This is a genomic window from Tardiphaga sp. 42S5 (assembly GCF_034044155.1).
Lineage (GTDB): Bacteria > Pseudomonadota > Alphaproteobacteria > Rhizobiales > Xanthobacteraceae > Tardiphaga > Tardiphaga robiniae.
The window spans coordinates 4,294,145-4,320,705 of sequence record NZ_CP139027.1 but is presented as its reverse complement, the minus strand read 5'-3'; the positions used below and the strand labels follow the sequence as shown (position 1 = coordinate 4,320,705).

Annotated in this window: 30 protein-coding genes and 1 pseudogene; 21 read left to right on the top strand and 10 right to left on the bottom strand. The window is 62.2% G+C overall.

The genetic code is table 11. The annotated features are described in order from the left end of the window. Positions 1 to 28: 28 nt before the first annotated feature. A complete protein-coding gene (locus SFY93_RS20120; protein WP_320444339.1) occupies positions 29 to 1,003 on the bottom strand; it encodes a Bug family tripartite tricarboxylate transporter substrate binding protein in 975 nt (324 codons plus the stop codon). A 122-nt stretch (positions 1,004 to 1,125) separates the two neighbouring features. On the opposite strand from SFY93_RS20120, the gene SFY93_RS20115 reads away from it, so the two are divergent. Then, positions 1,126 to 1,830 (top strand): GntR family transcriptional regulator, encoded by a 705-nt coding sequence (locus SFY93_RS20115; protein ID WP_320444338.1) that lies wholly within the window; start codon positions 1,126 to 1,128, stop codon positions 1,828 to 1,830. A 9-nt stretch (positions 1,831 to 1,839) separates the two neighbouring features. Here the strand turns inward: SFY93_RS20115 and SFY93_RS20110 are convergent, their stop codons facing one another. Continuing rightward, positions 1,840 to 2,301: an MEKHLA domain-containing protein gene (locus tag SFY93_RS20110; RefSeq protein WP_320444337.1), complete on the bottom strand. Its 462-nt coding sequence runs from the start codon at positions 2,299 to 2,301 to the stop codon at positions 1,840 to 1,842. 303 nt (positions 2,302 to 2,604) lie between these two features. Between SFY93_RS20110 and SFY93_RS20105 the strand changes: the two are divergent. The 4 genes and pseudogenes from SFY93_RS20105 to SFY93_RS20090 form a co-directional block, all read left to right on the top strand. Beyond that, positions 2,605 to 3,357, top strand: a pseudogene (locus SFY93_RS20105) (Bug family tripartite tricarboxylate transporter substrate binding protein); the annotation flags it as partial. 286 nt (positions 3,358 to 3,643) lie between these two features. Next, entirely contained in the window at positions 3,644 to 4,438 is a 795-nt protein-coding gene (locus SFY93_RS20100) for a class II aldolase/adducin family protein (protein ID WP_068736808.1), read from the top strand. A gap of 80 nt (positions 4,439 to 4,518) precedes the next feature. Next, positions 4,519 to 4,941: a group III truncated hemoglobin gene (locus SFY93_RS20095; RefSeq protein ID WP_320444336.1), complete on the top strand. Its 423-nt coding sequence runs from the start codon at positions 4,519 to 4,521 to the stop codon at positions 4,939 to 4,941. A gap of 84 nt (positions 4,942 to 5,025) precedes the next feature. Then, the gene (locus SFY93_RS20090) at positions 5,026 to 5,247 is read left to right on the top strand and encodes a hypothetical protein (protein ID WP_093758344.1); all 222 of its coding nucleotides are present in this window, start codon (positions 5,026 to 5,028) and stop codon (positions 5,245 to 5,247) included. A gap of 94 nt (positions 5,248 to 5,341) precedes the next feature. Here the strand turns inward: SFY93_RS20090 and yghU are convergent, their stop codons facing one another. Further along, positions 5,342 to 6,214, bottom strand: a complete 873-nt coding sequence (gene yghU, locus SFY93_RS20085; protein ID WP_320444335.1) for a glutathione-dependent disulfide-bond oxidoreductase — start codon at positions 6,212 to 6,214, stop codon at positions 5,342 to 5,344. Positions 6,215 to 6,411: 197 nt separating this feature from the next. Between yghU and SFY93_RS20080 the strand changes: the two genes are divergently transcribed. Further along, positions 6,412 to 7,659, top strand: a complete 1,248-nt coding sequence (locus SFY93_RS20080; RefSeq protein ID WP_320444334.1) for an MFS transporter — start codon at positions 6,412 to 6,414, stop codon at positions 7,657 to 7,659. Positions 7,660 to 7,677: 18 nt separating this feature from the next. On the opposite strand, the gene blaBJP is transcribed toward SFY93_RS20080, so the two are convergent. After that, entirely contained in the window at positions 7,678 to 8,565 is an 888-nt protein-coding gene (gene blaBJP / locus SFY93_RS20075) for a BJP family subclass B3 metallo-beta-lactamase (RefSeq protein ID WP_320444333.1), read from the bottom strand. 180 nt (positions 8,566 to 8,745) lie between these two features. Between blaBJP and SFY93_RS20070 the strand changes: the two genes are divergently transcribed. Then, a complete protein-coding gene (locus tag SFY93_RS20070; RefSeq protein ID WP_320444332.1) occupies positions 8,746 to 9,729 on the top strand; it encodes a zinc-binding metallopeptidase family protein in 984 nt (327 codons plus the stop codon). A 73-nt stretch (positions 9,730 to 9,802) separates the two neighbouring features. On the opposite strand, the gene SFY93_RS20065 is transcribed toward SFY93_RS20070, so the two are convergent. Both SFY93_RS20065 and SFY93_RS20060 read right to left on the bottom strand, forming a co-directional pair. Continuing rightward, positions 9,803 to 10,786 (bottom strand): Bug family tripartite tricarboxylate transporter substrate binding protein, encoded by a 984-nt coding sequence (locus SFY93_RS20065; RefSeq protein ID WP_320444331.1) that lies wholly within the window; start codon positions 10,784 to 10,786, stop codon positions 9,803 to 9,805. Between the two features lie 921 nt (positions 10,787 to 11,707). Further along, the gene (locus SFY93_RS20060; RefSeq protein WP_320444330.1) at positions 11,708 to 12,286 is read right to left on the bottom strand and encodes a Spy/CpxP family protein refolding chaperone; all 579 of its coding nucleotides are present in this window, start codon (positions 12,284 to 12,286) and stop codon (positions 11,708 to 11,710) included. Between the two features lie 69 nt (positions 12,287 to 12,355). On the opposite strand from SFY93_RS20060, the gene SFY93_RS20055 reads away from it, so the two are divergent. Then, positions 12,356 to 12,922 (top strand): Crp/Fnr family transcriptional regulator, encoded by a 567-nt coding sequence (locus SFY93_RS20055; protein ID WP_320444329.1) that lies wholly within the window; start codon positions 12,356 to 12,358, stop codon positions 12,920 to 12,922. A gap of 119 nt (positions 12,923 to 13,041) precedes the next feature. Here the strand turns inward: SFY93_RS20055 and SFY93_RS20050 are convergent, their stop codons facing one another. Beyond that, positions 13,042 to 13,791, bottom strand: a complete 750-nt coding sequence (locus tag SFY93_RS20050) for a cation efflux transmembrane domain-containing protein (protein ID WP_320444328.1) — start codon at positions 13,789 to 13,791, stop codon at positions 13,042 to 13,044. A gap of 61 nt (positions 13,792 to 13,852) precedes the next feature. Between SFY93_RS20050 and SFY93_RS20045 the strand changes: the two genes are divergently transcribed. Both SFY93_RS20045 and SFY93_RS20040 read left to right on the top strand, forming a co-directional pair. Next, entirely contained in the window at positions 13,853 to 14,245 is a 393-nt protein-coding gene (locus SFY93_RS20045; protein WP_093758351.1) for a MerR family transcriptional regulator, read from the top strand. A gap of 220 nt (positions 14,246 to 14,465) precedes the next feature. Beyond that, positions 14,466 to 14,756: a hypothetical protein gene (locus SFY93_RS20040; RefSeq protein ID WP_320444327.1), complete on the top strand. Its 291-nt coding sequence runs from the start codon at positions 14,466 to 14,468 to the stop codon at positions 14,754 to 14,756. A gap of 24 nt (positions 14,757 to 14,780) precedes the next feature. On the opposite strand, the gene SFY93_RS20035 is transcribed toward SFY93_RS20040, so the two are convergent. Next, positions 14,781 to 15,257 carry a MarR family winged helix-turn-helix transcriptional regulator gene (locus SFY93_RS20035; protein WP_320444326.1) on the bottom strand — a complete coding sequence of 159 codons (477 nt, stop codon included), beginning with the start codon at positions 15,255 to 15,257 and terminating at the stop codon, positions 14,781 to 14,783. Positions 15,258 to 15,347: 90 nt separating this feature from the next. On the opposite strand from SFY93_RS20035, the gene SFY93_RS20030 reads away from it, so the two are divergent. Further along, positions 15,348 to 15,716 (top strand): antibiotic biosynthesis monooxygenase family protein, encoded by a 369-nt coding sequence (locus SFY93_RS20030; RefSeq protein WP_320444325.1) that lies wholly within the window; start codon positions 15,348 to 15,350, stop codon positions 15,714 to 15,716. 33 nt (positions 15,717 to 15,749) lie between these two features. Next, positions 15,750 to 16,196, top strand: a complete 447-nt coding sequence (locus SFY93_RS20025; protein WP_320444324.1) for a hypothetical protein — start codon at positions 15,750 to 15,752, stop codon at positions 16,194 to 16,196. Positions 16,197 to 16,302: 106 nt separating this feature from the next. Here SFY93_RS20025 and SFY93_RS20020 read toward each other — a convergent pair whose 3' ends face one another. After that, positions 16,303 to 17,586 (bottom strand): omega-aminotransferase AptA, encoded by a 1,284-nt coding sequence (locus SFY93_RS20020; RefSeq protein ID WP_320447808.1) that lies wholly within the window; start codon positions 17,584 to 17,586, stop codon positions 16,303 to 16,305. 207 nt (positions 17,587 to 17,793) lie between these two features. Here SFY93_RS20020 and SFY93_RS20015 point away from each other — a divergent pair, with 207 nt between their 5' ends. Then, positions 17,794 to 18,342 carry a cupin domain-containing protein gene (locus tag SFY93_RS20015; RefSeq protein ID WP_320444323.1) on the top strand — a complete coding sequence of 183 codons (549 nt, stop codon included), beginning with the start codon at positions 17,794 to 17,796 and terminating at the stop codon, positions 18,340 to 18,342. Between the two features lie 20 nt (positions 18,343 to 18,362). Here the strand turns inward: SFY93_RS20015 and SFY93_RS20010 are convergent, their stop codons facing one another. Continuing rightward, on the bottom strand, positions 18,363 to 18,989 hold the full coding sequence (locus SFY93_RS20010) for a TetR/AcrR family transcriptional regulator (protein ID WP_320444322.1): 627 nt from the start codon (positions 18,987 to 18,989) through the stop codon (positions 18,363 to 18,365). 236 nt (positions 18,990 to 19,225) lie between these two features. On the opposite strand from SFY93_RS20010, the gene SFY93_RS20005 reads away from it, so the two are divergent. The 8 genes from SFY93_RS20005 to SFY93_RS19970 all read left to right on the top strand — a co-directional run bounded on the left by SFY93_RS20005 (position 19,226) and on the right by SFY93_RS19970 (position 26,537). After that, positions 19,226 to 19,504 (top strand): hypothetical protein, encoded by a 279-nt coding sequence (locus SFY93_RS20005; protein ID WP_231080520.1) that lies wholly within the window; start codon positions 19,226 to 19,228, stop codon positions 19,502 to 19,504. 23 nt (positions 19,505 to 19,527) lie between these two features. Then, positions 19,528 to 20,739, top strand: a complete 1,212-nt coding sequence (locus SFY93_RS20000) for a patatin-like phospholipase family protein (RefSeq protein ID WP_175365495.1) — start codon at positions 19,528 to 19,530, stop codon at positions 20,737 to 20,739. Positions 20,740 to 20,805: 66 nt separating this feature from the next. Further along, entirely contained in the window at positions 20,806 to 21,294 is a 489-nt protein-coding gene (locus SFY93_RS19995; protein ID WP_309945774.1) for a hypothetical protein, read from the top strand. A 226-nt stretch (positions 21,295 to 21,520) separates the two neighbouring features. Beyond that, positions 21,521 to 21,880: a hypothetical protein gene (locus tag SFY93_RS19990; RefSeq protein WP_320444321.1), complete on the top strand. Its 360-nt coding sequence runs from the start codon at positions 21,521 to 21,523 to the stop codon at positions 21,878 to 21,880. Between the two features lie 324 nt (positions 21,881 to 22,204). Next, the gene (locus SFY93_RS19985) at positions 22,205 to 23,350 is read left to right on the top strand and encodes an amidohydrolase family protein (RefSeq protein WP_414716934.1); all 1,146 of its coding nucleotides are present in this window, start codon (positions 22,205 to 22,207) and stop codon (positions 23,348 to 23,350) included. Positions 23,351 to 23,595: 245 nt separating this feature from the next. Next, complete coding sequence (locus SFY93_RS19980) at positions 23,596 to 25,068, top strand: amidase (protein ID WP_320444320.1); 1,473 nt, start codon at positions 23,596 to 23,598, stop codon at positions 25,066 to 25,068. A gap of 69 nt (positions 25,069 to 25,137) precedes the next feature. After that, positions 25,138 to 26,085 carry a Dyp-type peroxidase gene (locus SFY93_RS19975; RefSeq protein ID WP_320444319.1) on the top strand — a complete coding sequence of 316 codons (948 nt, stop codon included), beginning with the start codon at positions 25,138 to 25,140 and terminating at the stop codon, positions 26,083 to 26,085. 50 nt (positions 26,086 to 26,135) lie between these two features. Continuing rightward, positions 26,136 to 26,537 (top strand): DUF1330 domain-containing protein, encoded by a 402-nt coding sequence (locus tag SFY93_RS19970; protein WP_320444318.1) that lies wholly within the window; start codon positions 26,136 to 26,138, stop codon positions 26,535 to 26,537. Positions 26,538 to 26,561: the final 24 nt, after the last annotated feature.

Here is a 26,561-nt window from a genome sequence, read left to right as displayed (position 1 = left end):
GGATGCGGCCGGCGGGTGCCGGTCGCGTTTATTCTTTCGGGAAAGTTTGCGCGGCGACCTTGCCGATCGCGGCGGCCACGCCGTCGACTTCCCTGGCGAGCGCATCGCCGGTCACGTCGTCGACCAGGAAGACGTTCTTCTTGGCGAATTCCTTGAAGCGCGGGTCCTGGATGGCGGCGCGGAACGCAGTGGTCAGCTTGGTGCGGACATCGTCAGGCAGGTTCGCCGGGCCGACCACATAGGCCATCTGCACCACAGGTCCGTAAGGGAAGACGTCGATGCCCTTTTCCTTGAAGGTCGGGACATCCGGAAACATCTCAAGCCGCTCATTGGCGAAGATGCCGATCGGCGTGAGTAGTTTTTCCTGAATCTGACCGAGCGTCTCCGACGGTTTGAGCACGCCGGAATCGACATGCTGTCCGATCAGATCGGCGACCACTTTCGAGCCGCCGGTATAGGGGACGTTGACATAGTCGACGCCGGCCGCGCGCGCGGTCATGGAGGCGAAGATGTGGTTGAGATTGTAGTTGCCTGGCGTGCCGATGGTGACCTTGCCGGGCTTGGCCTTCATGTTGGCGATGTAGTCGGGGAGGGCCTTGATCGTGCCGGTGGAAGGCACAAGCAGCATCAGGGGATCGGTCGAGACGCGCGCGATGTGGGTGAAGTTGCTGTTGGTGAGTCCGTTTGCCTTGTTCTGGGCGATCAGCGCCAGCGTCGAACTCGTCCCCATGCCGATCGTGTAGCCATCCGGCGCGGAGCTCGCGACGCGTTTCATGCCGATGACCCCGGTGGCGCCGACGACATTCTCGATCACGATCTTGATGCCGTGTTCGCGCAGGATCGGGTCTAGCGCACGTGCGGCCACATCGTTGGAGCCGCCGGCATTCCACGGCACGATGAAGGTGATGTCCTTCTGCGGAAAGTTGGATTGCGCGTGAGCAGGCAGGGACCAGCATCCCAATACCAATCCGAGCGCGGCATAGCTGACGCGTTGAGCGAACATTGTTTTCCTCCCATTTTTGGTGTTTGTTATAACAAACATCGTAATGGGTCAATGGAGCAGTTCACCGCGATCGGCGGGACACGAATTTGCGGGACTCGGCAGGGTGAGGTAGCGAGCACAGAATGACCGCACTGAAACGGATCGAACGCGAACCGCTCTGGGATCTGGCGCATGCGCAGCTCCGGGACGCGCTACTGGCTGGCCGTTTCGCCCCGGGAACGGTGCTGACCTTGCGCGCGCTCGCGGAGAGCTTCGGCACGTCGATCACACCGGTGCGCGACGCAGTCACCCGGCTGGTCGCACAGGGCGTGTTGCAGCAGGGACCGCGCAATGCGGCGATCGTTCCGCATCTGACGGCGCGCGAGCTCGCCGATCTGACCGTGGTGCGCTGTGCGCTGGAGGGGCAGGCGGCGCGGGAAGCCGCGACCCGGCGCAACGCGGCGGGGCTCGAACGTCTGAAGTCACTGCTGGCGACGATGCAGTCGCTGATATCAGCCAAAAATCTCGAGAGCTATCTCGATTATCACCGCCAGTTTCACTTCGAGATCTACGCGATGTCGGGCATCCCGATCCTCGTGGAGACCATCGAGAATATGTGGCTGCGCTGCGGCCCGGTGCTGTCCTTCGTGATCCCCGAATATGTCGTGTTGCTGAAGGGCTGGGATCATCACACGGCGGCGCTCAAGGCCATCGTCGCAGGCGATGCCGATGCCGCCGAGCGCGAGATCGTCGCCGATATCACCGAGGCGGCCGACTATCTCGCAAGCCTTGCCGATGCCAACGGACAGTTGCGCCGGCCGCTGCGCGAGACGCTGGCGACGTTGTAGCTGCCGCGCTCACACATCCGTCCATGACGTGAACAGCGCAGCCTGACCGCGTCGCTCGCCGTTCTCGTCTCTCAGTTCCCAGACGATGCCGCCTTCGATCCAGAAGCGACGACCGGACTTCGCGATCCGCAACCCACGATAATTGTCGATGAAGCCGTTACGCGCGACGGCATCCAGCAGGCGCTGGCGCTCGTCGCGGTTCGGCGCTTCCGCCGACAGCCGCGACGGGATGGCGACGAATTCGTCCCACTTATATTCGAAGCAAGATTGCGCGGTGCGATTGGCATAGGTGAACACCGGATCAGCGTCGGTGTTATGTGCGAGCACCGCGAATGGTGCGTCGCCGTAGAGCCACGCTGCATCTTGCCCAGGCGCCAACAGGGGCTTCCCGACAGTGCGGAGATAGCTCCCGGTGAGGAGTTTGAAGAAGGGTGCATCGAGTGCGAAAGCAGGGGGCGTCGGAGCGGTCACGGGACTCTCTCGGGGATAGGCTATGAGGACATAGCCCGCATGGCTCTATACGACATCGGCAGCGAAAGCGGTGCTGACTCATCCGGAATGCATGGAGCAGCCGCTATCGGTCGGCAGGAAGGATCAGGTCGTGATCAACCTGTTTTCGAACGCCACGGTGCATTGATTCACCGAGACGGCCGCGTCCCGTTCGTCGATTGCGCGTCCCGTGTAATCCGATAGCTGCCCGGCTTATTTAGTCGTCGCATCGCCTGGGCTCTTGTTTTAGCCTCTCCCGAAAATGTCGTTCCAGGCGAAAGCACAATGGACCGGCGCAAGGGAGAAAACGTGAGCAACAACAAGAAGGGGCGATGGTTTGCCATCGCGGCGGTCCTTGCCGCATCGCTGTTCGCCGTAGCGCCAGGGCAGGCGCAGCAATATCCCGAGCGCAACATCACCATGGTCGTGCCATTTCCGCCCGGCGGAACGACCGACATCGTCGCGCGCATCCTCACCGAACAGCTCAGCACCGAACTCGGCAAGCAGGTGGTGATCGAGAATCGCGGCGGCGCCAGCACATCGATCGGTGCGCAAGTCGTGGCCGGTGCCGACAAGGACGGTTACACGCTTCTATTCGCCAGCGCGACGACCTTCACGACCAACCCGCATCTGCTGGCCTCCATCAAATACAAGCTCGAGGACTTTGCGCCGGTCGCGATGGTGGTGAAGGTGCCGTTTGCCTTCGTCGTGAAGAAGGACTTTCCGGCCGCCGACGTCGCGGCGTTTCGTGCCTATGCGCTGGCCAATCCGAGTAAGGTCAACAATGCCACCAACGGACCGGGCAGCACCGTGCACCTCATGGGTGAGATCGTGGCCCGCGGACTCGGCGTGAAGCTGCAGCATGTACACTATCGCGGTGCTGCGCCGGCGATGAACGACATGCCTGCGGGCATCGTCGACAGCAATGTGGAGGCGCTGACCAATACCGTGCCAAACCACAAGGCGGGCATGTACCGCGCGCTGGCGGTCTTGTCCGAGGAGCGCCTTCCGCAATTGCCTGATGTGCCGACCTTCAAGGAGCTCGGATTTCCCCTCGATCGTCGGCGCGACATGGTTCGCAGTCTTCGCGCCCGCAGGTACGCCGCAGCCAGTCCTGGACAGGCTCAGCGCTGCCATCACCCGCATCGTCAAGACGCCGGAATTTGCAAAGAAGATGGAGCCGATCGGCAATCAGCCGTGGCCGATGACGCCGGCGGAACTCGAGACCCATGTGAAGAGCGAGTGCGACCGCCTGGGCAAGCTCATTCGCGAAGCCAACATCACGGTCGACTGACCGCGAGAACAAGATCAAGGGAGAACATCAATGAATGCAGCCGTCAGCTCACCCGCCGTGAAAGTCGTCCGTTCGGTGCAGGATCAGGTCAGTCCCGAGGAGTGGCAGTCGCGCGTCAATCTCGCTGCCTGCTACCGTCTCACGGCGATGTACGGCATGACCGAGATGATCGCCAACCATATCTCCTGCCGCGTGCCAGGAACGGAAGACCAGTTCCTGATCAATCCCTATGGAATGCTCTATGAGGAGATCGATGCGTCGAGCCTCGTCAAGATCGACCTCGACGGCAACACGCTGTTCAACGCATCCGACTACGCCGTGAATGCCGCGGGCTTTGTGATCCACAGTGCCATCCACATGGCGCGTCACGATGTCGATTGCGTCGCGCATACTCATACAGTGGCCGGCATGGCCGTATCGGCGATGGAATGCGGGTTGCTGCCGGTGGCGCAGACCTGCATGCGCTTCCTTCATGTCGCCTATCATGATTTTGAAGGTATCGCCGACAACCCCGAAGAGCGCGAACGGCTGATTGCGCATCTCGGCAATCACGAGGCGATGGTGCTGCGCAATCACGGCCTGCTGGTGGTTGGCAAGACCATCGCCGCGGCTTTCAATGTGCTGTTCCGGATGGAGCGGGCCTGTCAGGTTCAGGTTGCAGCGCTGTCATGCAACACCAAGCTGATCACGCCGCCGCAGAAGGTCCTGCAGGATACCTATGACCGCATGAAGCCGCGCGACAATGTTCCGGGCCTCAGCGGCGAACTGGCGTGGCCGGCACTGCTCCGCAAGCTTGACCGGGTCGATCCGTCCTATCGCAACTGAGCTTGCGCTGGATCAATTGCAAAGCGGATTTCGGGCGATGGCGGTTGCCGAGCTGGCCGCCGTCGCCTACATCAGGGCGCATGACGCAGACCTCCGAAATCGGCTTCACCAGCTTCCAGCCTTCCCTGAATGAAGAGAATATCACGCTTCTGGTGCAGACCTTTTACGGCCGTGCCCGCGAGGATGATTTGCTGGGGCCGATCTTCAACAGCGCGGTGACCGACTGGGATCATCACATCGCGCAGATCAGCGATTTCTGGTCGTCGATGATGCTGAAGACCGGCCGCTATAATGGCCGGCCGATGCGTCCACATCTCGTGCTGCCGCTGAAGGGCGAACATTTCGATCGCTGGCTTTTGCTGTTCGAACAGACCGCGCGCGAGATATTTCCGGCTGAGGTCACCGAGGCCTTCATGACCCGCGCGCGCCGTATCGCTGACAGTTTCGAGATGGGCGTTGCCTCTGTGCGCGGCGAAATCGCTGCGCCGCGACATAGCGTTTAAGCGGTAGGAACGTGATGCATAGCCGGTCTTGCGAGAGCCCGTGGTTGCGCTAGGCTGCAGCTCCAACAAACCGGGAGTCGGTCCATGAAACGTCTGTCTGTTCTCGTTCTCTTGAGCCTGTTCAGTGCTGCGCCCGCAATGGCGCAATCCTGCAACGCCGTCAGCGGCGACGGCAAGCCGCTCGCGGGCGCTGCGAAGAAGAGCTTCATGAAGAAGTGCTGCGAGGACAACGCCAAGAGCGCCGAGGGCAAGCCATTGGCCGGCGCCGCCAAGACCTCATCGGTCAACAAGTGCATGAAGGGCTGAGGCTGCTGCCTCACGCATCCAGACGCGCAAAAGCCCCGCTCGCGCGGGGCTTTTCGATTCCGGGCTGAAGCGACGTCAACTCGAAGTCTTCGTCTCAGCTCTTCGCTTCGAGCTTGTCCTGAGTCTTCGTGTCGAAGTCGCTGGCGTCATGGCGTTCGCGCAACTGGCCGGCCGGGTCGCCCGAGGTGCGATTGACCATGCGACCGCGCTTCACGGCAGGTCGTGCCGCGATGGTCTTGGTCCAGCGCTGCAGGTTCTTGTAGCTCTGCACATCGAGGAAAGTGCCGGCATCGCCATAGATCGCATTCTCTGCGAGGCCGCCATACCAGGGGAACACCGCCATATCGGCGATCGTATAATCCTTGCCGGCGAGATACTCGTTATCGGCGAGGCGATGGTCCAGCACGTCGAGCTGACGTTTCGTCTCCATGGCGTAACGATCGATGGCGTATTCGATCTTGGTCGGCGCATAGGCATAGAAATGGCCGAAGCCGCCGCCGAGGAAGGGGGCGCTGCCCATCTGCCAGAACAGCCAGGACAGGCACTCGGCGCGTTCCGGGCCGCCCTTTGGAAGGAAGGCGCCGAATTTCTCGGCGAGATGCACCAGGATCGCGCCGGATTCGAACACGCGAAACGGCTTGTCGCCGCTGCGGTCGATCAGAGCTGGAATCTTGGAATTAGGGTTCACATCGACGAAACCCGAACCGAACTGGTTGCCGTCGATCCGGATCAGCCATGCATCGTATTCCGCGCCTGTATGGCCGGCAGCGAGCAGTTCCTCGAACATGATCGTGACCTTCTGGCCGTTCGGCGTCGCCAGCGAATAGAGCTGGAACGGATGTTTGCCGACCGGGAGCTCCTTCTCATGGGTGGGGCCGGCGATGGGCCGGTTGGTCGAGGCAAATTTGCCGCCGTTTTCCTTGTCCCAGGTCCAGACTTTGGGAGGCGTGTAGGGGGCGTCGGTCATGTCAGGCTGGCTCCGGAGAAGGGGCAGGGTTGATGGTTGCCGGGGACAGGTAGGGATGAATGCAATTGCATGCAAGATGGCGAGGCGTCCTATGCCGGAAGCCGCCTTGTGCCGGGCGAAGACATGGGATGTAACGACTCCGCACCGCCGTCGCTGCCGATGGCGGGATTCTCCTGCTTGCGAAGATTCCCCTCCCGATGAGCGACACCCCAGCGCAGACCGTCGGCGCATCGCCCACCAAACGATCCTTCGCGGCGCTGCATCACCCGGGATTCCGCGCCCAGTTCATCACCTATGTGCTTGCCATGATGGCCGACAATATCGAGCATGTGATCAGCTACTGGGTGGTGTTTCAGAAATTCCAGTCACCTGCGCTCGGCGGTTTCGCCATCGTCTCGCACTGGCTGCCGTTCCTGCTGTTCTCGGTCACGTCTGGCGCGCTGGCGGAGCGGTTCGACCCGCGGCGCGTGATCCAGTGCGGCATGGCGCTGTTCATTCTGGCATCGCTGGGCTGGGGCTATTTCTTTGTCACCGATACCCTGCAGATGTGGCAGGCGATGGTGCTGCTGGTGATCCATGGCTGTGCCGGCGTGCTGTGGCAGACGCCGAACCAGATGCTGCTCTACGACGTCGTCGGTTCCGCCGACCTGCCGAGCGCGGTGCGTCTGAACGCCATGGCGCGCTATCTCGGCGTGATGGTTGGCCCAGCGGTCGGCGGCGTGATCCTGCTCGCGTTGGGTCCGGCCTATGGCATCATGCTCAACACCATCTTCTATCTGCCGCTGGTGCTGTGGCTAATCAAGGCGCCCTATGGTCCGCGCTTTCGCACCGGCGCGCCCGTGCCTCAGCGCGCCGTGCGGGGCTTTGCGGACATCGTCCAGACCATGCGCGACGTTCGCCACCGTCCGGTGATCGTCTCCATGATCGCGCTGGCCGGCGCGGCATCGTTCTTCGTCGGCAACGCCTATAGTTCGCAGATGCCGGGCTTCGCCAGTGATCTCGGCCATGGCGATCCCGGCATGTCCTACAGCATGCTGTTGGCGGCTGACGCAGCCGGCGGATTGCTTGCCGGCCTGGCGCTGGAGGGCAGGCAATTGCTGGCGCCGAGGCCGCGTACGGCGATCATTCTGGCGCTGCTCTGGTGTGGTGCGCTGGCGATCTTCGCGCTGACCGGTCACTACGCCATCGCGCTGGTGTTCCTGTTTGCAGCGGGATTTCTCGAATTGTCGTTCAACGCGATGGCGCAAAGCCTCGTGCAGCTCGATGCACCCCTGGACAAGCGCGGCCGCGTCATCGGCCTGTTCAATATGGCGAGCCTGGGTCTGCGCGCCTTCAGCGGCATCTCGGTGGGCGTCATCGGCAGCATGATCGGCATCCACTGGTCGCTGGCGCTGTCGGCACTGGCGACCATGATCGTCGCGGCGGGTTTACTGGCATTGCCTTAGGCGTCAGCGGGGCAACCATCAGTTCGCCTTTTGCAGCGCAGCCGTCTGCCTGGCGAGCTGCTTGTCGAAATCCTGTTCGAGCGTTGCAGCATAAGTGGCAAGCTCGCCCGGTTTGACGAACGGATTCGGCGCGCCGTCCTTCATCGCCGCGCGTTTGGCCTGCATGCCATAGACTTCCGGATGCGGCCCGAGCAGCACGTCGATTTTCATGGCCTTGGCCTTGGCATAGGTCGACCGATAATCGTCGACGATGCCGGCATGGGTCGGATTGCCGACCAGCCGGTTCAGCGCCACGGTGCCGCTGCAGAAGAACAGGACCTCGCGGTTCTCGCTGCCGTCCTTCACGGTCATCTCCCAGCTCGTGCAGCCCGGCGAATGGCCGGGCGTTGCATGCGCCGTCAGCGTGGTGCCGCCGAGCGTGACCTTGTCACCTTCGGTGACGGTGCGATCCACCTTGACCGGCGGGAAACCGATATCGGTGTTCTTTTCATCGCCCGGATAGGTGCCACTCTCGAGCAACGGCTTATCCCGTACGCCGGCAATCAGTTGCGCGCCGGTGTCCTTCTTGATCTCTGCAAAGCCGCCGGTGTGATCGAAATGGGCGTGGCTGTTGAGGATGATCTTGATATCGCTGACCTTGAAGCCGAGCTTCGCGATGTGATCCTTGATCATCCCGGTCGATTGCGGGACGCCCGTATCCATCAGGATCAGGCCGTCGGATGTCTTGATGATATAGACCGCGATGCCGTCGGTGCCGACGTAATAGATGTTGTCGATCACTTGAAACGGCTCGAACGGCGCGGTCCACTTGACCATCACCTGCGCCAGAAAATCCTTGACGGTCTGCGCTTGCGCGCCGCTTGCGAACAGCGCCAGAGCGCAAATAGCTCCTGCGAGCGTCTTCATGATGGCCTCCCGGTCTGATTTTTATTGGTTCTTCTGAACGCCGGAATTGAAGCGCGATTTGGGCAGATCTCTCAAGCACCATTCCTGCATGTCGGCATCGCGCATAAACAGACTCGGCCGGGCGGCGAATATTGCGAGCGGCGTTGAACCATCCCGGTCGTTTCAGGTTAGACTTCACCCATGAAGCAACTGATCTGCCCCAATTGCCGGACGCGCGTCTTCTTCGAGCAAAGCGATTGCGTGCAGTGCGGCGAGGCGCTGATTTTCGACACCGCGCAGTCCAATATCGTCAGCGCCGCGTCGGCCATGCCCTGTGCCAATCGCGATCTGATCGCCTGCAACTGGGCCACCGATGACAGCGATCCGTTCTGTCCATCCTGCCGGCTTACGCGAACGATCCCCAATCTGATATCCGATCGCAATGTCGCGCTCTGGAAGCGGGTTGAGCAAGCCAAGCGACGTCTGACCTACGACCTGATGCGTCTCAGGCTGCCTCTTGCGGTTTCAAGCGGCGCGCATATTGCGTTCGACATTCTCTCGGACGAGACCGCCGGACATCCGATCATGACCGGGCATTTGTCGGGGCTGATCACGATGAACCTCTCGGAAGCGGACGATGCCGAGCGCGAGGCGCGCCGCGCGGCGTTTCGCGAACCGTATCGTACATTGCTCGGCCATTTCCGCCACGAGGTCGGGCATTTTTACTGGGAAGCGCTGGTCGATCAATCGCAGCTCATCAGCCCATTCCGTCTGATCTTTGGCGATGAAACCCGCGACTATGGCGAAGCACTCGTGGCCTATCACAATCGCGCGGATCGCTCGTGGAATAGCGACGCCTTCATCAGCGAATATGCGACCTCGCATCCGTGGGAAGACTGGGCCGAGACCTTCGCGCATTTCCTGCACATCGTCTCGACGCTGGATACGGCATCATCGCTGCCGCTGTCGCTGGACGAACGCTCGCGCCATACGCTGGACGATCCCTATCTCGAACGTGACTTCGAAGCGCTGCTGTCGCTGTGGGATGCTGTGTCCTACAGCATGAACGAACTCAATCGTTCGATGGGCATGAGCGACGCCTATCCATTTCACCTGACGCAAGCGGTGAGGGGAAAGCTGCACTTCGTGCATCTGGCGATTTTGAAAGCCAGAAGCGAGGCGTGAGCATCCTTACACTGTCATTCCGGGTCCGCGACCGCCACGTGGCGCTCGCGTCCCGGCATGACGAGGCTGACCCTTACTGCTCCATCTTGATCCCGGCGTCGGTGATCACCTTTTTCCATCGCGCGATTTCGTCGGTGACGAAGGCGCGGAATTCATCCGGGGTGGTGCCCATGGGGACGATGCCCTGATCGTCGAGCTTCTTCTTCAGGTCGGGATCGGCAAGGGCTTTCTTTGCCTCCGCGGCCACGCGATCGACGATCTCCTTCGGCGTGCCTGCCGGCGCGATGATGCCGGACCAGGTGCCGGAGACGAAATCCGGCACGCCGGCTTCCGCCATGGTCGGCACGTCGCCGGCCGCGGGCACGCGCGCCTTGGCGGCCACCGCGAGCGCCTTGGCATTGCCGGACTTCACCTGCGACATCAGCGGGCCGATGACGTCGAACATCACATTGATCTGGCCGCCGACCGTATCCTGCAGCGCGCCGGACGTGCCCTTGTAGGGAATGTGCTGCAGATTGATGCCTTCGCGGCTCTTGAGCATTTCCATGGTCAGATGGGCCGCCGAGCCGATGCCTGACGAGGCGAAATTGAGCGAACCGGGCTTCGCCTTGGCGAGCGCGATGAACTCCTTCATGTCCTTGGCCGGCAGGGACGGCGTCGCGATCAGGATCAGCGGCGCAACCGAGGTCAGCGAGACATAGGTGAAGTCCTTCATCGCATCATAGGGCAGCTTCGGATTCAGCGTCGGATTCACCGAATGGGCCGCGATCACGGTGCCGAAGGTGTAACCGTCGGGCGCTGCCTTGGCGACGGCGTCGGTGCCGATGGCGGCATTCGCGCCCGGCTTGTTCTCGATGACGATCGGCTGGCCCAGCGCCGTCGACATCTTTTCGGAAACGAGGCGCGCCATCAGGTCGGTATAGCCGCCCGGCGTATAGGGCACGACCATGCGGATCGGCCGGTTCGGCCAGCTCTGCGCAAAGGCAGTCTCGGCGCTGCCGCCGCAGGCGGCCATCACGGAGATCACGCTCACGGCGCGGACGAAGCTCTTCATCATTTCATTTCCTCGACTACCGGCGCGTTCCAAGGCGGCGGGAGCGCCGTAGCGCCTGCCTTGGATCGCAGACCGTTCTTCTTGGTGTCTGCCCATTCTGCGCCGCGACGGATGTCGCGCATACAGAGTCCCGTACGCAGGCTAGCGCATCGCACGGCAACGGGGGAAGTAGACGAAAGGCCGCTAACGTCTGCTGCCGCAGCGTGGAATTTGTCGATGTGAGACGCGGATGCATGTGACCAGGATGCTTGTGACCAAAGAGCATGGGACCTCCTGTGATGACGTTGTTGATCGTTGTGATGCAGGTGAGGGGATGGGCCACGCGCCGTCCTTGCCGCGCCTGTGCGCGTGAGTGGCAGTCCCGGTGGCCTCCCTCAAGAATGAGGGAGATGAAGCGCCGAAAGGCGCGACTTGGGTACAGTGCCGCAGCGTAGTGTCCGGATCGCCGGACAGCAGAGGCTGCGGAAACGCCTTTCGACGCTCCATCGTGGCGATTTCTGTCCCCGGGACCGTTCTTCCGGGCAAAGGCGCAGACCTCCGCAGTCCGCTTATCCCGACGGTTTCCCGCCGTTCACCAATGCCACGTCCAGCCAGCATGAGTGGCAGACCCCCGTAGTGGGGCCGGACGGTGACCCAAGGCCTCCCGAGTGCGTGAGGGAACGTCTCCCTCCCGCCCGCAGGCGCCACATCCCACCCCGCGCCAGTCGGCGTCCCGGTAACGCTCCCTCAAGTGGAGCGGGATGGATGGGAATATATACTACGATGAAATGGCGTCAAGGATTATTTTCAGAATTATTCTTGCGGGCAAGGACGCCAACAACGGAGGGGCGCCACTTCGGAATACGCGATTGGCGCCGAATGCCGACAATTTTGCTCCCGCTTACACCCAGCGCATCGGCGGAAGTTGGGAGATTCGCTCCCGCGCTATGGGTGCTTATGTCGGTCGGGCGCACCGGTCCCGTAGCCGCGCAGTTCGGCGTACCGTGCGACTTGTTCAGAGGAAAGAAACTCCGTCAAAGCGAGGTGGTAACGCAGGTGGGCGGCTCGAAGATCGCCCTGTGCAGAGGCAATGCGCGCCGTCGCGGTGTTCAGCGCGTCTTGCGTCGCCTGCTTCTCGGCGAATAGCCGATCGAGCGCGGTCTCTTCGGAGAGGATTCGCTTGCCGATAGGGATCGTCTCTATCTTCATTGCTTCGAAAAGCGCCTTTGCTTTTGTGCGTTGATCGTCTGAGAGGCGCAGCGTGTCCGCTAGTTCGAGAACATGGGCCGGTCCGGGATAGCCGTTGAGCTCCGCCGGAAGGGACAAACCCATGCCCCGCCCTGCCTTGAGATCCACGATCTGTGGGTCCGACAAGGCTTTGATACTGCGGCGCTCCATGCCCGCATAGGGCGAGGCGGCTATCTCTCGGTGAGAGACTTTGCAGTTGCAGTCCTCAGCGCTGGCGATCTGGGGCATGAGAGCCGCGAGGGCGAGGGCAAGAGTGATCTGGTAGATGGGCTTCATTGCGGTCTCCAAGGTTCGAGTTCCGCTCCATCTTGCCGTGCGTCGGGCGCATCGAGTATGATCGCTATCATGTCGAACGCGCTCGTCGCTACGTTATCTGAGTTGTCTCAGCTCGAGCAGCCGCTTGCCGCAGGTCACATCCTGTTTCGCGCTGGTGATCCGGTTCGGGTGCTCTTCCTGGTGGTGGCAGGCACCGTCCGGCTCACGAGGTCGTTGCCGCATGGCTCGCCGCTGGTACTTCAGAGTGCGGGCCCAGGCGCCATCGTGGCCGAGGCGTCGCTATTCGCTGACCGGTACCATTGCGAGGGCGCTGCGGCGGAAGACTCGGTGGTCCGCCCGGTGCCTCTGAGGCGGCTCAAGGAGGCGCTCGCGAAGCGTCCCGACTTCTCGCTGGCCCTGACATGTTACCTGACGCAGGAGGTTCAGCGGGCCCGAACGCATGCCGAAATCCTCTCGCTGAAGACAGTTGCCGCTCGGATCGACGCCTGGGTCGCGACGGAGGAGGGACCGCTACCGCCCAAAGGGCAGTGGCGTCGAGTTGCTGCGGAAATTGGTGTCACGCCGGAAGCCCTCTATCGCGAGTTCGCGAGGAGGCGACGACGACGGTTGGGCCGATCACGCGGTCCAGAGGCGTAGCGCAAGATCGAAGGGTGTCGCAAATTAGCTGATCGGAGCGCGTAGCCAGCCACAGCATCATAGCGACACGGCGAATGAGTAGTGCCCATCTTCATCGGCCGTGGCGCAGCATTGCAGGCTCAGGAACGCTGGGACATGCCGACGGGCGCGGGCTGTTCGGAATATTCAGTCCAGGCCTGACGGAGTATCTGTACCGAGGAGGAGAGAAATATGAAGGCCATCACGGCGGCAACCGCCAGATCCGGCCACGCGCTCGACGAGCCCCAGACTCCCAGGGCTGCGAACATGACAATGACGTTGCCGATGGCATCGTTGCGGGAACACAGCCAGACAGAGCGCACATTGGCGTCGCCGTCCTTGTAACGCATCAGCAGCAGCACCGAGGCGAGGTTGGCTGCCAGCGCCAGGAAGCCGATCGCGCCCATGACCTCGGCACTTGGAACGCCGAGGATAAGCGTGTGATAGACGGTCGAACCGAACACCCATAGAGCCATGACGCTGAGCGAAAGGCCCTTGAACAAAGCCGCCGTTGCCCGCGTCCTGATGCCGGTGCCGATGACCGCGAGGCTCAGCCCGTAAGTGACTGTATCGCCGAGGAAGTCGAGCGCATCCGCTTTCAGCGCCTGTGACCCCGCGATCTGTCCGGCGATCATCTCGACAAGAAACATGATGCCGTTGATGGCAATGACCGTCCACAGCACGCGCTTGTAGCGGGGATCGACGCCGTCGAAGACCGGAACGCCCCCGGAGCAACCGCATGCCTCGGTCTCGCAGGCCGCCGGGGAGACAGGCTTCGCGTTCGCCTTCGAAAAATCGATGGGCGGCGGCTCGCAGCAGGTGTCGGTGGTGCAACAGGTCTTGTCGGACATCGGCTTCCTCTCAATGTGAGACAAGCGTACAATCTCTAGCGACTAGAGGTTCAAGGGAAAAATGGATTACGCAATCGGAGAAGCGTCGCGTCTGACGGGCATCAAGGTGCCGACGATCCGTTACTACGAGGGGATTGGCCTTCTGGCCGCGCCCACGAGGACGGAGGGAAAGCAGCGCCGCTATCGGCCGGAGGATGTCGCCCGCCTGAATTTCATCCGGCACGCCCGCGAGCTCGGTTTCGAGATCGCCGATATCGCCGAATTGCTGACCCTGAGCGAGGGACCCGATCAGTCTTGCGCAGAGGTCGATCGGATCACGCGCCGGCACTTGTCGGACGTCGAGCGCCGGATCGCGCAACTCACCGCGTTACGCGGAGAATTGAAGCGCATGGTGGAAGAGTGCAGTCATGGCAGGGTCAGTGACTGCCGGGTGATCGAGACGCTGTCCGGATGACACGAAGCCCGGCGGTTGCTCGCCGCGTCCGAGGTCTCGTCCTCGTGAAGATGTGATGACCGATATCGGGCGACTCGTCGCGACGTGATCGGTTGCGAGCTTTGTTGTTCGCGGCATCAGACCGGATGGTCACAGTTGATCGCTAAAACGGCTCGCGACGTCGACGCGTCGGCGCACTCCGACTCCGGTGCGTGCGCATCCTCAAGCCAATGAGCCCGCGATGCCGATCCAATTCCGCAAGACCTCAATCAGATCTCGCAAGCGAACACTGGGACTGGCCGCCTTCGGCCTGATCGTGGACGCGATCGTCAGCCATCCCCGCGTCGACGTGCCGGCGATGGTGAATGTCGCGATGATGTCGCGCTTTGCCATAGCGCCTGTCATGGCGTCGCTCGGCGGTCTCTCATGGACGACCAGCACAGGTTCGAGCGACACCGTTGCGCCGACACCGGCGATGAGCCCGGATCATGTGACACGGATGTGCGCGCGGGCGCATGGCAGCGCGAGCTGATCCAGGCTCTGCGTGCCGTGGCGTTTAGGATTGCTCCTCAGATTCATCGGTGCCCTCCAGTTTTCTTCGCAGCGCCGCGATGACGTGGTGGACTGTCTTGATGTCCTTGACCAAGAGTCCATCCGCGAGGCTGTTGATCCAGGGGGCCTGCAAGCGCATGGCAGCGTCGAACGTCTGCTTCCCCTTGTCGGTCAGAACGACAAGTTGGGCCCGGCGGTGATGCGGGTTGGTCTCGAATACGACCAGTCCTTCTTCGTGCAGGTCATTGACGATCCGCTGCACGTTCTGGCGGTTTGCGCCAAGGTCGCGCGCGAGCCACGCCACAGGCTGAGGGCGTTCGGCGGCGAGGATGGCGCCGAGGATCTGCCAACGGGCACTGGTCAAACCAAGGTCTGTGACCAGCCTGTCGCCGGCTGCGAGCATTCGGCTGTTGAGCCGGAACAGGTCGAGCATCAGATCGGTCAAGGCATCGCCGGCGGGCGTCCGTTTGGTATGGCGCATTGTCGTCCTATGTCTTTATTGACATCATGATGTCAATATAATATGTAGCCATCATACCATGTTGACACCATGAAACCAGTGGAGACCGTTATGTCGCTCATGCGTCCACTTGATCCGGCGTTCCCGATCGACCGTCAGATCGGGATCGATGCCGCGTCTGTCGTGCTGATGAACGTCTTTACACTCGACAAGGCGGACGAGCAGACCTTCCTCGATGCGTGGCAGGTCGATGCGGCGTTCATGAAGCGGCAGCCGGGCTTCATCTCGATCCAGCTTCACCGCGCGGTCGGCGAAAGCCCGACCTATTTCAACTATGCAGTATGGGAAACGACGGCCGACTTTCGAGCTGCGTTCTCGCATCCCGAGTTCAGAGCAAAACTCTCGGCGTATCCGTCCTCGGCCGTCGCTTCTCCGCATCTTTTCCAGAAGGTCGCGGTACCGGGTATCTGCGTCGCGTAGCCGAAGTGCACTTGCAGGAACGGCAGCAAAGCCATGAACAAGATGATCCATGCGGCCGCTGGCGCGGTCGCGATTCTCACCATCGCGATCTTCTGGCTCTCGACGGCTCTCAGTGAACTGTTTGCGCCACAGGCGACCATCATCGCCGTGAAGTCGGCCATACCATGGGGCTTCCTGCTGCTCGTTCCGGCGCTAATGGCCGCCGGAGGCTCTGGCTTTGCCCTGGCAAATGGACGTCGCGCCGCGCTGGTTGGTGCGAAGATCAAGCGCATGCCCTGGATAGCTGCCAACGGCCTCCTGCTTCTCATCCCTTCTGCGCTGTTCCTCGCGTCCAAGGCGAAAGCTGCCGAGTTTGATGCCAGCTTCTACGCGGTACAGGTGGTCGAATTGGCTGCGGGCGCGGTGAACATCACGCTACTCAGCCTCAATATGCGTGACGGACTCAAAATGAAGGGCTGGCTCCGCCGACGGCCGGCGTGATCCCTCAAGCCAGCGCGCCCAGCCTTAAAATCCGATCCATCAAAAAAATGGCCCGGATGAAGCGGGTGCTTCATCCGGGCCATACTAAATCAGACGACGTGTCGGCTCAGGCGACGCGCTTGATGGCGTCGGAGAGGATCGAGACGATCTCGTCGATATGGTTCTTCTCGACGATGAGCGGCGGCGACATCGCGAAGGCATCGCCGCTCTGGCGCAGATAGAGGCCGCGGTTGAAGCAATCGACCATCACGTCATAGCCGCGCGCACCCGGTGCATCCTTGCGCGGTGCAAGTTCGACGGCGCCCATCAAGCCGCAATTGCGGATGTCGATCACGTTCGGCAGATCGCGCAGCGCATGCAGGCTATCGCGCCAGTAGTCGGCCAGTGAGGCGCCGCGCGTCAGCAGTCCCTCGTTCTTGTAGATGTCCAGCGTTGCGATGCCGGCGGCGCAGGCCACCGGATGCGCCGAATAGGTGTAGCCGTGGAACAGCTCGATCTGGCTTTCCGGACCGGTCATCAGCCCGTCGTAGATCTTGCGGCTGGCGAACACGGCGCCGCAGGGGACGGTGCCGTTGGTGATGCCCTTCGCGGTGGTCATCAGGTCCGGCGTCACGCCGAAATAGTTGGCGGCGAACGGCGTGCCGAGGCGGCCGAAGCCGGTGATGACTTCGTCGAAGATCAGCAGGATGCCGTGCTTGGTGCAGAGCTCGCGCAGGCGCTGCAGATATCCCTTCGGCGGCGGCAGCACGCCGGTCGAACCGGGCACCGGCTCGACGATGACGGCAGCGATGGTGTCGGCGCCATGCAGCGCGACGAGGCGCTCGACGTCGTCGGCCAGTTCGGCGCCATGCTCCGGGAGGTCCTTCGAGAAGGCATTGCGTGCGAGATCGTGGGTGTGGCGGATGTGATCGGTGCCGGGCAGTTGGGCGGACGAGAAGGCGCGGCGGTTGTTGACCATGCCGCCGACCGAGGTGCCGCCGAAGCCGACGCCGTGATAGCCGCGCTCCCGACCGATCAGGCGCGTGCGGGCGGCCTGGCCGTTGGCGCGATGATAGGCCAGCGCGATCTTCAGCGCGGTGTCGCCGGACTCGGAGCCGGAATTGGTGAAGAAGATGCGGTCGAGGCCTGCGGGGGCGATCTCGGCGAGGCGATTGGCGAATTCGAAGGCCAGAGGATGGCCCATCTGAAAGGCCGGGGCGAAATCGAGGGTCGAGAGCTGCTTCTCGACGGCGCTGGCGATCTCGCGGCGGCCGTGGCCGGCATTGGTGCACCACAGGCCGGCCGATCCGTCGATCACCTTGCGGCCGTCTTCGGTGGTGTAATACATGCCCTGCGCGGAGGCGAACATGCGCGGCGCCGCCTTGAACTGCCGGTTGGCGGTGAACGGCATCCAGAACGACTCGAGTTGCAGGCTGTTCGGAATCTGATGAACGGTCACGGCGCGGCTCCCAAGGATGATGTTCAGGCTGATCGCGCATCTGGATCATGTTCGCCACGATGCAACAAGTCCTTTTCTGACTCCCATTAAGTTGTTGATTTTGTTCAATCGGCCGGGCCATATTTGCCCGATCCGAAACACTCTCAACAGGGATTTGGCGTGAGCATCGATCTAGGCGAACGGCTGCGGTTCGTGCGCGGGCATCACAAGCTGTCGCAGCGCGAACTGGCCAAGCGTGCCGGCGTGACCAATTCGACGATTTCGCTGATCGAATCCAACCAGATGAATCCGTCGGTCGGCGCGCTCAAGCGCATTCTTGACGGCATTCCCATGGGGCTCGCCGAATTCTTCGCCATCGAACCGGACCGGCCGCGCAAGGTCTTCTACCGCTCCGATGAGCTGACCGAGATCGGCAAGGCGCCGATCTCCTATCGCCAGATCGGCGACAACCTGTTCGGCCGCAGCCTGCAGATCCTGAAGGAGCGCTATGAGCCCGGCAGCGACACCGGCCGGGTGCCGCTGGTGCATGACGGCGAGGAGGGCGGCGTCGTGATCAGCGGCCGGCTGGAAGTGACTGTCGACGACGAGCGCCATATCCTCGATCCCGGCGACGCCTATTACTTCGAAAGCCGCCGCCCGCATCGTTTCCGCTGCGTCGGCGCGAAGCCCTGCGAAGTGATCAGCGCCTGCACGCCGCCGACGTTCTAGTGATCCAAGCTGCGTCTAGACTAATGGGAGGTATCGATTCCTCGCATGAGCAGGTCGATACTGGCATCGGTGAAGACCGCGACGTCGATCTGCCTTCGCGTTCCAAACAACAGTGACCACACGGTCAACAGCAGCGCCGGGCTCATCACGATTTCGGTGAATGTGCTTGCCTGCGACGGGCGGAATTCGCCGGCCGCGACTCCCGCTTCGATCACCATTCGGAACTGGTCGATGACTGGCCGCATGAACTCGTCATAGTGCCGGTCCACGAGGTCGGGGAAACGGGAGCCGTCGGCGATCAGGAAGCGGAGTGTTTCGCGGAAAGGTCTGTCCTCGGCAATCTTGCGATACACGAAGACCATGAGTGCGCGCAGGCGCGCGCTGTATGATCCTTCCAGTGTCCCGGCATAGCTTTCCAGTTCGGGAAAGAACGCCTGGGACTTGTATCGGATCATCTCGTCGAACACGCGCTCCTTGGTTTCGAAATAGAAATAGATCGTGCCCTTGGTGACGGATGCGCGGGCGGCGACATCCTCCAGCCGGGTGGCGGCATAGCCGTTTTTGGCGAATTCCTCGAAGGCCGCGTCGAGGATCTCGATCGGTCGTTCCGCTTTTCGACGGGCGCGCTTCTTTAGCTCAGCATTCATGGGACCAGGATAATCGATCCCTTGCACGGGTGCTATTGACTTTTGAGTCAGTCAATAATAGTGAGTGATTGCTCACTTAACACGCGCGGTCAAATGCATAGTGGTTTCAAAATGATGTCTCCGTTGCCAGCCGATGCGGCCGGCACCGCAGATCGGCGACGCAAGCAGATCGAAACCGTGGCCACAGCGAAAGCGAAACTGATTGCCCATCAGGCGCCCGACCGGGCGAGGGCTGCATGATGAATGCGGATAGTGACGCATCGCCGCCGCGGCTGTTCCGCGGTGCCCGTGTTCGGATGAGCGTTCTCGGTCGTGAGCGGCATCCCAAATACGGCGATCGCCAGGGAGTCATCGTGGGCCGCGGCTCGCCGAGCAGTTGGCGGGTCAAGTTCGACGAGCGCACGACCGTCCAGGCGATCCACCGGGACTACCTCGAACTCGTCGCTCAACCCGCGGCGGCATCCCTTCAGGTCGCCCAGCGACGCGGTTCTATGGACGGGGCGTCGAACCCGTGAGCGCTCTCCTGACAGAACATGTCGTGCGTGGCCGCCGTTGGCGGCCGTCGGTTTCGTTGCCTGTCGCTGCGGCGCTGAGCCTTCTGGTCGCCGGATGTTCGTCGCTGCCACGGACGCCGCATAGCGCCGCGGATGCATCCAGTGCGCGCGTCCTCGATCTTACGGACCTGCGCCGTTATGCGGACGAACCGGCCTCGACGTTCCGGAGCGGTCAGAACCAGGTCGTGTTGCGGGGGCCTCGAACCTATCTGGCGCTGTCCGGAGGCGGGGCGGACGGCGCCTATGGCGCCGGCGTGCTCAATGGCTGGACCGAGGCAGGGACGCGCCCGTCATTCTCGATGGTCTCTGGTGTGAGCACCGGCGCACTGATCGCGCCCTTCGCATTTCTCGGTCCCGACTATGACGCGACCTTGCGTGACGTCTACACCAGCGGCGTCGCCGCGAGCTTGCTCGATGCACCCAATCCGTTCAATGCGATCTTTGGTTCTGGCCTGTTCGGCAATACTCGGCTGCGCGAGCTGGTGGCGAAGTATATCGACGAGACCTTTGTCGCGGCTGTCGCAGCCGAACATGCGAAGGGGCGGATGCTGTTCGTCGTCACGACCAACCTGGACTCCCAGCGCACCGCCATCTGGGACATGGGACGGATCGCTTCGCTGCGTACGCCCGAAGCACTGAACCTGTTCCGGGATGTTGTCGCGGCTTCGGCGAGTCTGCCCGTGGTGTTTCCGCCGATGCTGGTGACCGCGGAGGCGAACGGCAAGCGCTTCGAGGAGATGCATGTCGATGGCGGCGTCACCGCGCCTGTCCTGACATTGCCGGAGGCCTTCCTGCTGCGCGACGCCACATTCGCCAGGGCAGAGAAGCTGCAACTCTACGTCCTGATCAACAACAAGATCGAACGGGAATTTCAGGTCATTCCCAATTCCACCATCGAAATCGCTGCGCGGGCGTCATCGACCGTGACGAAGATTCAGACACGCTCCATCCTTTACAACACCTATGCCTTCGCCCGCCGCAACAAGTTCGGATTCAATCTGACCTATATCGAGGGCGATCGACCGCCATCGCCGATGTCCGGCTTCGACACCGCCTATATGCGCGCGCTGTTCCAGTACGGTTATGAGAGGGCGCGGGGCAACCGTCTCTGGTCGAAATCCCCGCCCTCCGACGATCAGGATTCCGTGGCGGCGTCACACACAGCAATCACGCGGCAAGTCGCAAGCGGCAACTGATGCGCGATGCGACGTTCAAACCCGGCACATGCGTGCTGAAACAGGAGTGACCTCATGAAACTTTCCATGCTTCGCAAGATCGTTTCGCCCCGCCGGCTTGCCCTGGTGTCGATCCTGCTCGTCGCCGCCTCAGGGTCGGCGGCGGCGCAGTCGCTGCCGTTCACAGGCCTTACCGGATCCTGGGCAGGCGCAGGAGCAATCTCGCTGTCCGACGGATCCAAGGAGCGGCTTCGCTGCAAGGCGACATACCAGGTCAGCAATGGCGAAAGGCGGCTCCTGCAGAGCTTGCGTTGCGCGAGCGACAGCTACCGCTTCGATCTCAACAGCGACGTGGTCAGCCAGGATGGGACCATCGCCGGCACATGGAGCGAAACCAGTCGCGGAATCAGCGGAAGCATCGCGGGCCGAGAGTCCGGCGGCCTCATCTCGGCCGTCATCGATGCGCCGGGCTTCTCGGCCAGCCTGTCGCTCTCGACGCGCGGCAACAAGCAGTCTTTCTCGATATCGTCCGAAGGCGACATCCGGAACGTCACCATCAACATGAGCAGAAACTGATCGGGATCGTTGCTCAGCGATCGCAGGTGCTTCGGGGTAGGCCACAAGGGTCAACGGCTCGCGGGACGCGCGCCCGATGATCGACGCGGCGTATCGCGCCGATGCGAAGGCGGTGGACGACGCTTCCGCCTTCGCTCATTGAGCTATGGCGGACAATGCGTCCATCTGCGCCGGGCTCGCCTTGATTTGAATGGCCTTGCGGCAGCCAAATCTCTATGCTGCGGGCATGTCGCGATTCATGTGTCTATCGATTGCTCTCATCCTGTCGCTTACCTCCGCCGCTGCGCTGGGGGCGCCGGTCAAGAAGAAGCCGCAGCAGTGGAAGGGCTACGGTTTCTTGCCCGGTTATCACCAGCCGCTCAACAACAGCGTTCCGCTGTTCATGCAGAAGCGCGCGGACCTGCGCATGGCCAAACGCGACCGGCGCCATTGGTACATTGACCGTACCCCGGTCTATTACCGCTGGTCCGACGGCGAGAAGTATTATTTCGGCCGGCCCGGCTTCTATCGCGGTCAGTACAATGGCGGCAGCATGGGCCCATGCTGGACGCGAACCCCGATCGGACCAATCTGGAATTGCGGCTAGGCGAGGCGGCGCATGTCGCAGCGCCGATTCCAGTGAAAGCTTCCGGTCGACATTGTAGCGACCCTCATTAAATCATCGCTGCGACTATCTGTTGCTCCGGTTTGATCGCGGCGGAGTTCAAAAGCGCCGTGAAAGCAAAATCAACGAAAACACATTTCGAGTTCCGGCCACTATCTTCGCCTGACAGGACTTTGGTTCAGGGGCGGAGATATCAGTGGCTAAGATTTCACGACGTGACGTGTTGGCGGGTGGCGCGGCCATGCTTGGGTCGCTTGGCGCATCCGGGGGGCGTTCGGCCAGCAGCCCACTGAGAATTTCGATCTGGTGATCCGGGGCGGGGAGGTCATCGACCCCAGCCAGAATCTGCGCGGCATTCGCGATATAGGCATCAAGTTCGGGCAGGTCGCCGCCGTCGAGCCGAGCATTCCTGCGGAGCGCGCAAAGCAGAGCATCGATGCTAAGGGCAAACTGGTGACGCCCGGCCTCGTCGATCTTCACACCCATGTCTATCCCTATGGTTCGGCGATCGGCATTCCGCCGGACGAGCTGGTGCCGTTCTCGGCGACGACGACCTATGTGAGTGCCGGAGATGCCGGCGCCAACACCTTTGCCGGCTTCAAGCGCGACATCGTCGGACATTCGCGCAGCCGACTGTTTGCCTTCGTGCACATCTCGACCATCGGCCTTGCGGGCTTTCCCGTCGGCGAATTGCTGAACATCGACTATGCGAATGTCGATGCCGCGGCGCGCACGATTGCAGAAAATCCCGATCTCGTGCTCGGCGCCAAGGTGCGCGAGACGCTGGCTTTCGTCGGCAATAACGGTATCGAACCGCTGAAGCGGGCCATTCTGGCCGTCGAACGCTCGGGCACCAAGGGGCGGGTGATGTGCCATATCGGCAATGCACCGGGCGATCTGTCGGTGCTGGTCGATACGTTGCGTCCCGGCGACATCCTGACTCATCCCTACAGCGCACTCGGCAACAACACGGTGCAGAACGGCAAGGTGCTTCCCGCGCTGCTGGAAGCCAAGAAGCGCGGTGTCATCATCGATGTCGGTCATGGCGCCGGCAGCTTCGACTATGACATTGCCGAGGAGGCGATCCAGCAGGGGCTCGTGTTCGACGCGCTTTCCAGCGACGTCCATGTGGCCGCGGCGAACACACCGAGCCGGCCGTATCTGCCCTGGGTGCTCAGCAAGTTTCTTGCGCTTGGCTTCTCGCTCGACCAGGTGATCGCGGCCGCCACGATCAAGCCGGCCAATGTCATCAACCGTGTGCCCAAGCTTGGCACGCTGCAGGTCGGTGCGCCCGCGGACGTGGCCATTCTCGAACTCGTCGAGGGTCCGGTGGAGCTGCTCGATACCTCGAACAAGCCCCGCACCGGCAAGGCCTATCTGAAGGCGGTCCAGACCGTGCGCGGCGGGGTCCCGTTCGGACGGCCGTATTCTCTGCCGTTCTCGGTAAACTGACGAGAGCGGCGCGTAGCCGGGTGAGCGAAGCAGTACCCGGGGCGCCGGCGGCCCGGTTGTGCAGTCCCACGGCGGCATCCAATCGGAATTTGCCACCGCCGCCGGGGGCGGGTGACGGCTATCGCGCTTCGGCACGCTGGTCTGCCCTGCGTCTGCCGCGCGCTCAAGGCACCTGCCACGGCTTTCGAAAAAACCGCCATCCGGTCTAGGCTCGCGCCAACCGAATCTCGAATTGGACGGGCGACATGACATTGGCGATGAGCTGGGACGAATGGGCGAAACATGACGCCGTGGCGCTGGCCGCGCGCGTGCGCAAGGGCGACCTGACGCCGGCTGATCTGGCGGCGCAGGCTGCGGTCGGCATCGCCAGCACCAATCCCGCGCTCGATGCCGTCGTCGAAGTGTTCGACGACGTCGTTGCCGATCCTGCCAAGGACGGTATGAATGCCGCGGGCGCGTTCGCTGGCGTTCCGTACCTGATGAAGGACCTCGGCCCGACCCTGAAGGGACGGCTGCAGGAATTCGGCTCCATGATCATGCAGGGGCATCGCCCCGCGCAGGACAGCTTCCTGACCGGCAAGATCCGGGGCGCCGGGCTCAACATCATTGGCCGCAGCACCACGCCGGAATTCGGCGTCTGCAGTTCTGCCGAGAACAAGCTCTATGTCACCCGCAATCCCTGGGACACCGACTACACCACCTGTGGCTCCTCCGCCGGCTCTGCGGCGATGGTCGCGGCCGGCGTGCTGCCGATCTCCCATGCCACGGATGGCGGTGGTTCGATCCGCATTCCCGCGGGTGTGAACGGCCTGATCGGCCTGAAGGTCTCGCGCGGCGTCTATTCGCTGGCGCCCGCGCTGTCGGATCTCTCCGGGTTGGTCTCGATCCAGGGCTGCGTCAGCCGCAGCGTGCGCGACACCGCTGCCTTCGTCGACAACTGCCGCGGCGGCGCACCCGGCGAATTCATGCCGTTCTGGTCGCCGGCCGAAGCCTATAGCGATCTCATCAAGCGCGACCCGGGCAGACTGCGCATCGCGCTGTCGCATGAGTGGGGTGACTACAAAGCGCCGCCGCATTTCGTTGCAGAGCTGGAGCGTGTCGGCAAGATGCTCGAAGGGCTCGGCCATCACGTGGAATGGGCGCTGCCGGAGGTGGATTTCCGCAACGCATTTGCGGCGCAGACGACCTGCTACATCAGCAATTTCGCGCAGGTGATCGCCGGTCATCTGGCGCGGCTCGGTTTGGATAAACCGACCACCGATCTGCTGGAGCCGATCAATATCAAGATCTGGGAGAGCGGGCTGAACACGTCCTATACCGAGCGCAATGCGATGCAGGCGGTGTTCAACACGACCTCGCGCGCTTTCGGCGCGTTCTTCGAGCGCTACGACATCATCCTGACGCCGATCACCGCCAAGCCGACGCCAAAGGTCGGCACGTCAGAATATCTCACCACCAGCACCAATCCGTCGGTGCATGACTGGTTCGCCAACCTGTGGAAGAATTTCGCCTATACGCCGCTTGCCAATCTGTGCGGCATCCCCGGCATCTCGCTGCCGCTGGCGGCGCAGGAGAACGGACTGCCGCTCGGCATCCAGGCGCAGACGCGTCAGGCCAATGACGGCCTGCTGCTACAACTGGCCGCGCAGATCGAGCGGGCGATCGACGGCAAGTGGAATGGCGGTAAGCTGCCGGCAAAGCATGTGAGCCGGCAATAGGCGCGTCGGCAGATACTGTCTTCGTCACGCTAAAGATACGTGACGCAACGGATATCGAATGGATCGAACATGGTTTCAAGCTTACCGGCTCCCGTGTCCCAGTCGGTCGCTGCCAGGCTGACGCGGGCGGCGATATTCCTGGTCGTGACGATCAATCCCGGACCGGCCCCCGAGAAGGCGGTTCGTGGCTTGTGCGGCGACCTGTCCAGCCTGCTGCGCGGCGTGGGCTTCCGCAATCTCAACGGGCAGTTGTCCTGCATTATGGGGTTCGGCTCTGACGCCTGGAGTCGGGTGTTCGGAGCGCCGAGTCCGAAAGACTTGCATCCGTTTCGCGAAATTCGCGGCGTGCATACCGCCGTTTCGACACCCGGCGACATCCTCTTTCACATCCGTGCGGCGAGCATGGATCTCTGTTTCGAGCTGGCGACGCATATCATGTCGCGGCTCGCCGGCGCGGTTTCGGCCGTGGACGAGGTGCATGGCTTCAAATTCTTCGACGACCGCGATCTGATCGGCTTTGTTGACGGAACTGAAAACCCTGTCGGTCATGCCGCTGACGCGGCCACCCTTGTCGGCGATGAAGACCCCGGCTTTGCCGGAGGCAGCTACGTGATCGTGCAAAAATATCTGCACGACGTCGCGCGATGGAACAAGGTGCCCGTCGAGGAACAGGAGAACATCATCGGCCGGCACAAGCTGTCCGATATCGAACAGCGCGATTCCGAGAAGAAGCCGTATGCGCACAACGTCCTGACGTCGATTGAAGAGAACGGGGAGCAGCTTCAAATCCTGCGCGACAACATGCCGTTCGGCGAAGTGGGCAAAGGTGAGTTCGGCACCTATTTCATCGGTTACGCCCGTTCCCCGCAGCGCATTGAGAAGATGCTGGAGAACATGTTCATCGGCAACCCGCCGGGTACTTACGACCATCTGCTGGATTTCAGCCGCGCGGTGACGGGGACGCTGTTCTTCGTTCCCACAGCGACGTTCCTGGACGATGTCGATCCCGAGGCTTAACCGCGCTGTGCGCTCATCTGCTTACCACCAGTTGAAACAGGAGATTGTGCATGGGTGTCGATCTCTTGAACATCAAAGGTCTCAAGGAGCTGGAGCATCGGGGCCCGATCGTGATGGTCAATCTGATGCGATTCCGCGAGCGCTCGCTCGACGGCCATGGGTCGGGCTGGGACGCCTATCTGCGTTACAGCGCGCTGACCGTGCCGATGATCAAGGCGCGGGGCGGCACCTTGCTGTGGACCGGTGACGCCAAGGCCGTCGCGCTCGGCGAACCGGATCACCAGCAGTGGGACTATCTGGCGCTGGTGTATTATCCCTCCGTTGCAGCCTTCATCGAGATGATGACGTCACCGGACTATGAAAATCTCTGCGACCCGCACCGGACCAACGGCTGTGCCGAGCATGTGATCATTTGCACGAGCGAGGCTTACAGCAAGTTCAAGATCGGCTGAGGGGATCGACACCGGATTCCGGCT

What these genes read in the sequence shown, in the direction of transcription:
- SFY93_RS20120 (WP_320444339.1), bottom strand. Translation starts at nt 1,003, where the DNA reads ATGTTCGCTCAACGCGTCAGCTATGCCGCGCTCGGATTGGTATTGGGA.
- SFY93_RS20115 (WP_320444338.1), top strand. Translation starts at nt 1,126, where the DNA reads ATGACCGCACTGAAACGGATCGAACGCGAACCGCTCTGGGATCTGGCG.
- SFY93_RS20100 (WP_068736808.1), top strand. Translation starts at nt 3,644, where the DNA reads ATGAATGCAGCCGTCAGCTCACCCGCCGTGAAAGTCGTCCGTTCGGTG.
- SFY93_RS20095 (WP_320444336.1), top strand. Translation starts at nt 4,519, where the DNA reads ATGACGCAGACCTCCGAAATCGGCTTCACCAGCTTCCAGCCTTCCCTG.
- SFY93_RS20090 (WP_093758344.1), top strand. Translation starts at nt 5,026, where the DNA reads ATGAAACGTCTGTCTGTTCTCGTTCTCTTGAGCCTGTTCAGTGCTGCG.
- yghU (WP_320444335.1), bottom strand. Translation starts at nt 6,214, where the DNA reads ATGACCGACGCCCCCTACACGCCTCCCAAAGTCTGGACCTGGGACAAG.
- SFY93_RS20080 (WP_320444334.1), top strand. Translation starts at nt 6,412, where the DNA reads ATGAGCGACACCCCAGCGCAGACCGTCGGCGCATCGCCCACCAAACGA.
- blaBJP (WP_320444333.1), bottom strand. Translation starts at nt 8,565, where the DNA reads ATGAAGACGCTCGCAGGAGCTATTTGCGCTCTGGCGCTGTTCGCAAGC.
- SFY93_RS20070 (WP_320444332.1), top strand. Translation starts at nt 8,746, where the DNA reads ATGAAGCAACTGATCTGCCCCAATTGCCGGACGCGCGTCTTCTTCGAG.
- SFY93_RS20065 (WP_320444331.1), bottom strand. Translation starts at nt 10,786, where the DNA reads ATGATGAAGAGCTTCGTCCGCGCCGTGAGCGTGATCTCCGTGATGGCC.
- SFY93_RS20060 (WP_320444330.1), bottom strand. Translation starts at nt 12,286, where the DNA reads ATGAAGCCCATCTACCAGATCACTCTTGCCCTCGCCCTCGCGGCTCTC.
- SFY93_RS20055 (WP_320444329.1), top strand. Translation starts at nt 12,356, where the DNA reads ATGTCGAACGCGCTCGTCGCTACGTTATCTGAGTTGTCTCAGCTCGAG.
- SFY93_RS20050 (WP_320444328.1), bottom strand. Translation starts at nt 13,791, where the DNA reads ATGTCCGACAAGACCTGTTGCACCACCGACACCTGCTGCGAGCCGCCG.
- SFY93_RS20045 (WP_093758351.1), top strand. Translation starts at nt 13,853, where the DNA reads ATGGATTACGCAATCGGAGAAGCGTCGCGTCTGACGGGCATCAAGGTG.
- SFY93_RS20040 (WP_320444327.1), top strand. Translation starts at nt 14,466, where the DNA reads ATGCCGATCCAATTCCGCAAGACCTCAATCAGATCTCGCAAGCGAACA.
- SFY93_RS20035 (WP_320444326.1), bottom strand. Translation starts at nt 15,257, where the DNA reads ATGCGCCATACCAAACGGACGCCCGCCGGCGATGCCTTGACCGATCTG.
- SFY93_RS20030 (WP_320444325.1), top strand. Translation starts at nt 15,348, where the DNA reads ATGTCGCTCATGCGTCCACTTGATCCGGCGTTCCCGATCGACCGTCAG.
- SFY93_RS20025 (WP_320444324.1), top strand. Translation starts at nt 15,750, where the DNA reads ATGAACAAGATGATCCATGCGGCCGCTGGCGCGGTCGCGATTCTCACC.
- SFY93_RS20020 (WP_320447808.1), bottom strand. Translation starts at nt 17,586, where the DNA reads ATGCCGTTCACCGCCAACCGGCAGTTCAAGGCGGCGCCGCGCATGTTC.
- SFY93_RS20010 (WP_320444322.1), bottom strand. Translation starts at nt 18,989, where the DNA reads ATGAATGCTGAGCTAAAGAAGCGCGCCCGTCGAAAAGCGGAACGACCG.
- SFY93_RS20005 (WP_231080520.1), top strand. Translation starts at nt 19,226, where the DNA reads ATGATGAATGCGGATAGTGACGCATCGCCGCCGCGGCTGTTCCGCGGT.
- SFY93_RS19995 (WP_309945774.1), top strand. Translation starts at nt 20,806, where the DNA reads ATGCTTCGCAAGATCGTTTCGCCCCGCCGGCTTGCCCTGGTGTCGATC.
- SFY93_RS19990 (WP_320444321.1), top strand. Translation starts at nt 21,521, where the DNA reads ATGTCGCGATTCATGTGTCTATCGATTGCTCTCATCCTGTCGCTTACC.
- SFY93_RS19980 (WP_320444320.1), top strand. Translation starts at nt 23,596, where the DNA reads ATGACATTGGCGATGAGCTGGGACGAATGGGCGAAACATGACGCCGTG.
- SFY93_RS19975 (WP_320444319.1), top strand. Translation starts at nt 25,138, where the DNA reads ATGGTTTCAAGCTTACCGGCTCCCGTGTCCCAGTCGGTCGCTGCCAGG.
- SFY93_RS19970 (WP_320444318.1), top strand. Translation starts at nt 26,136, where the DNA reads ATGGGTGTCGATCTCTTGAACATCAAAGGTCTCAAGGAGCTGGAGCAT.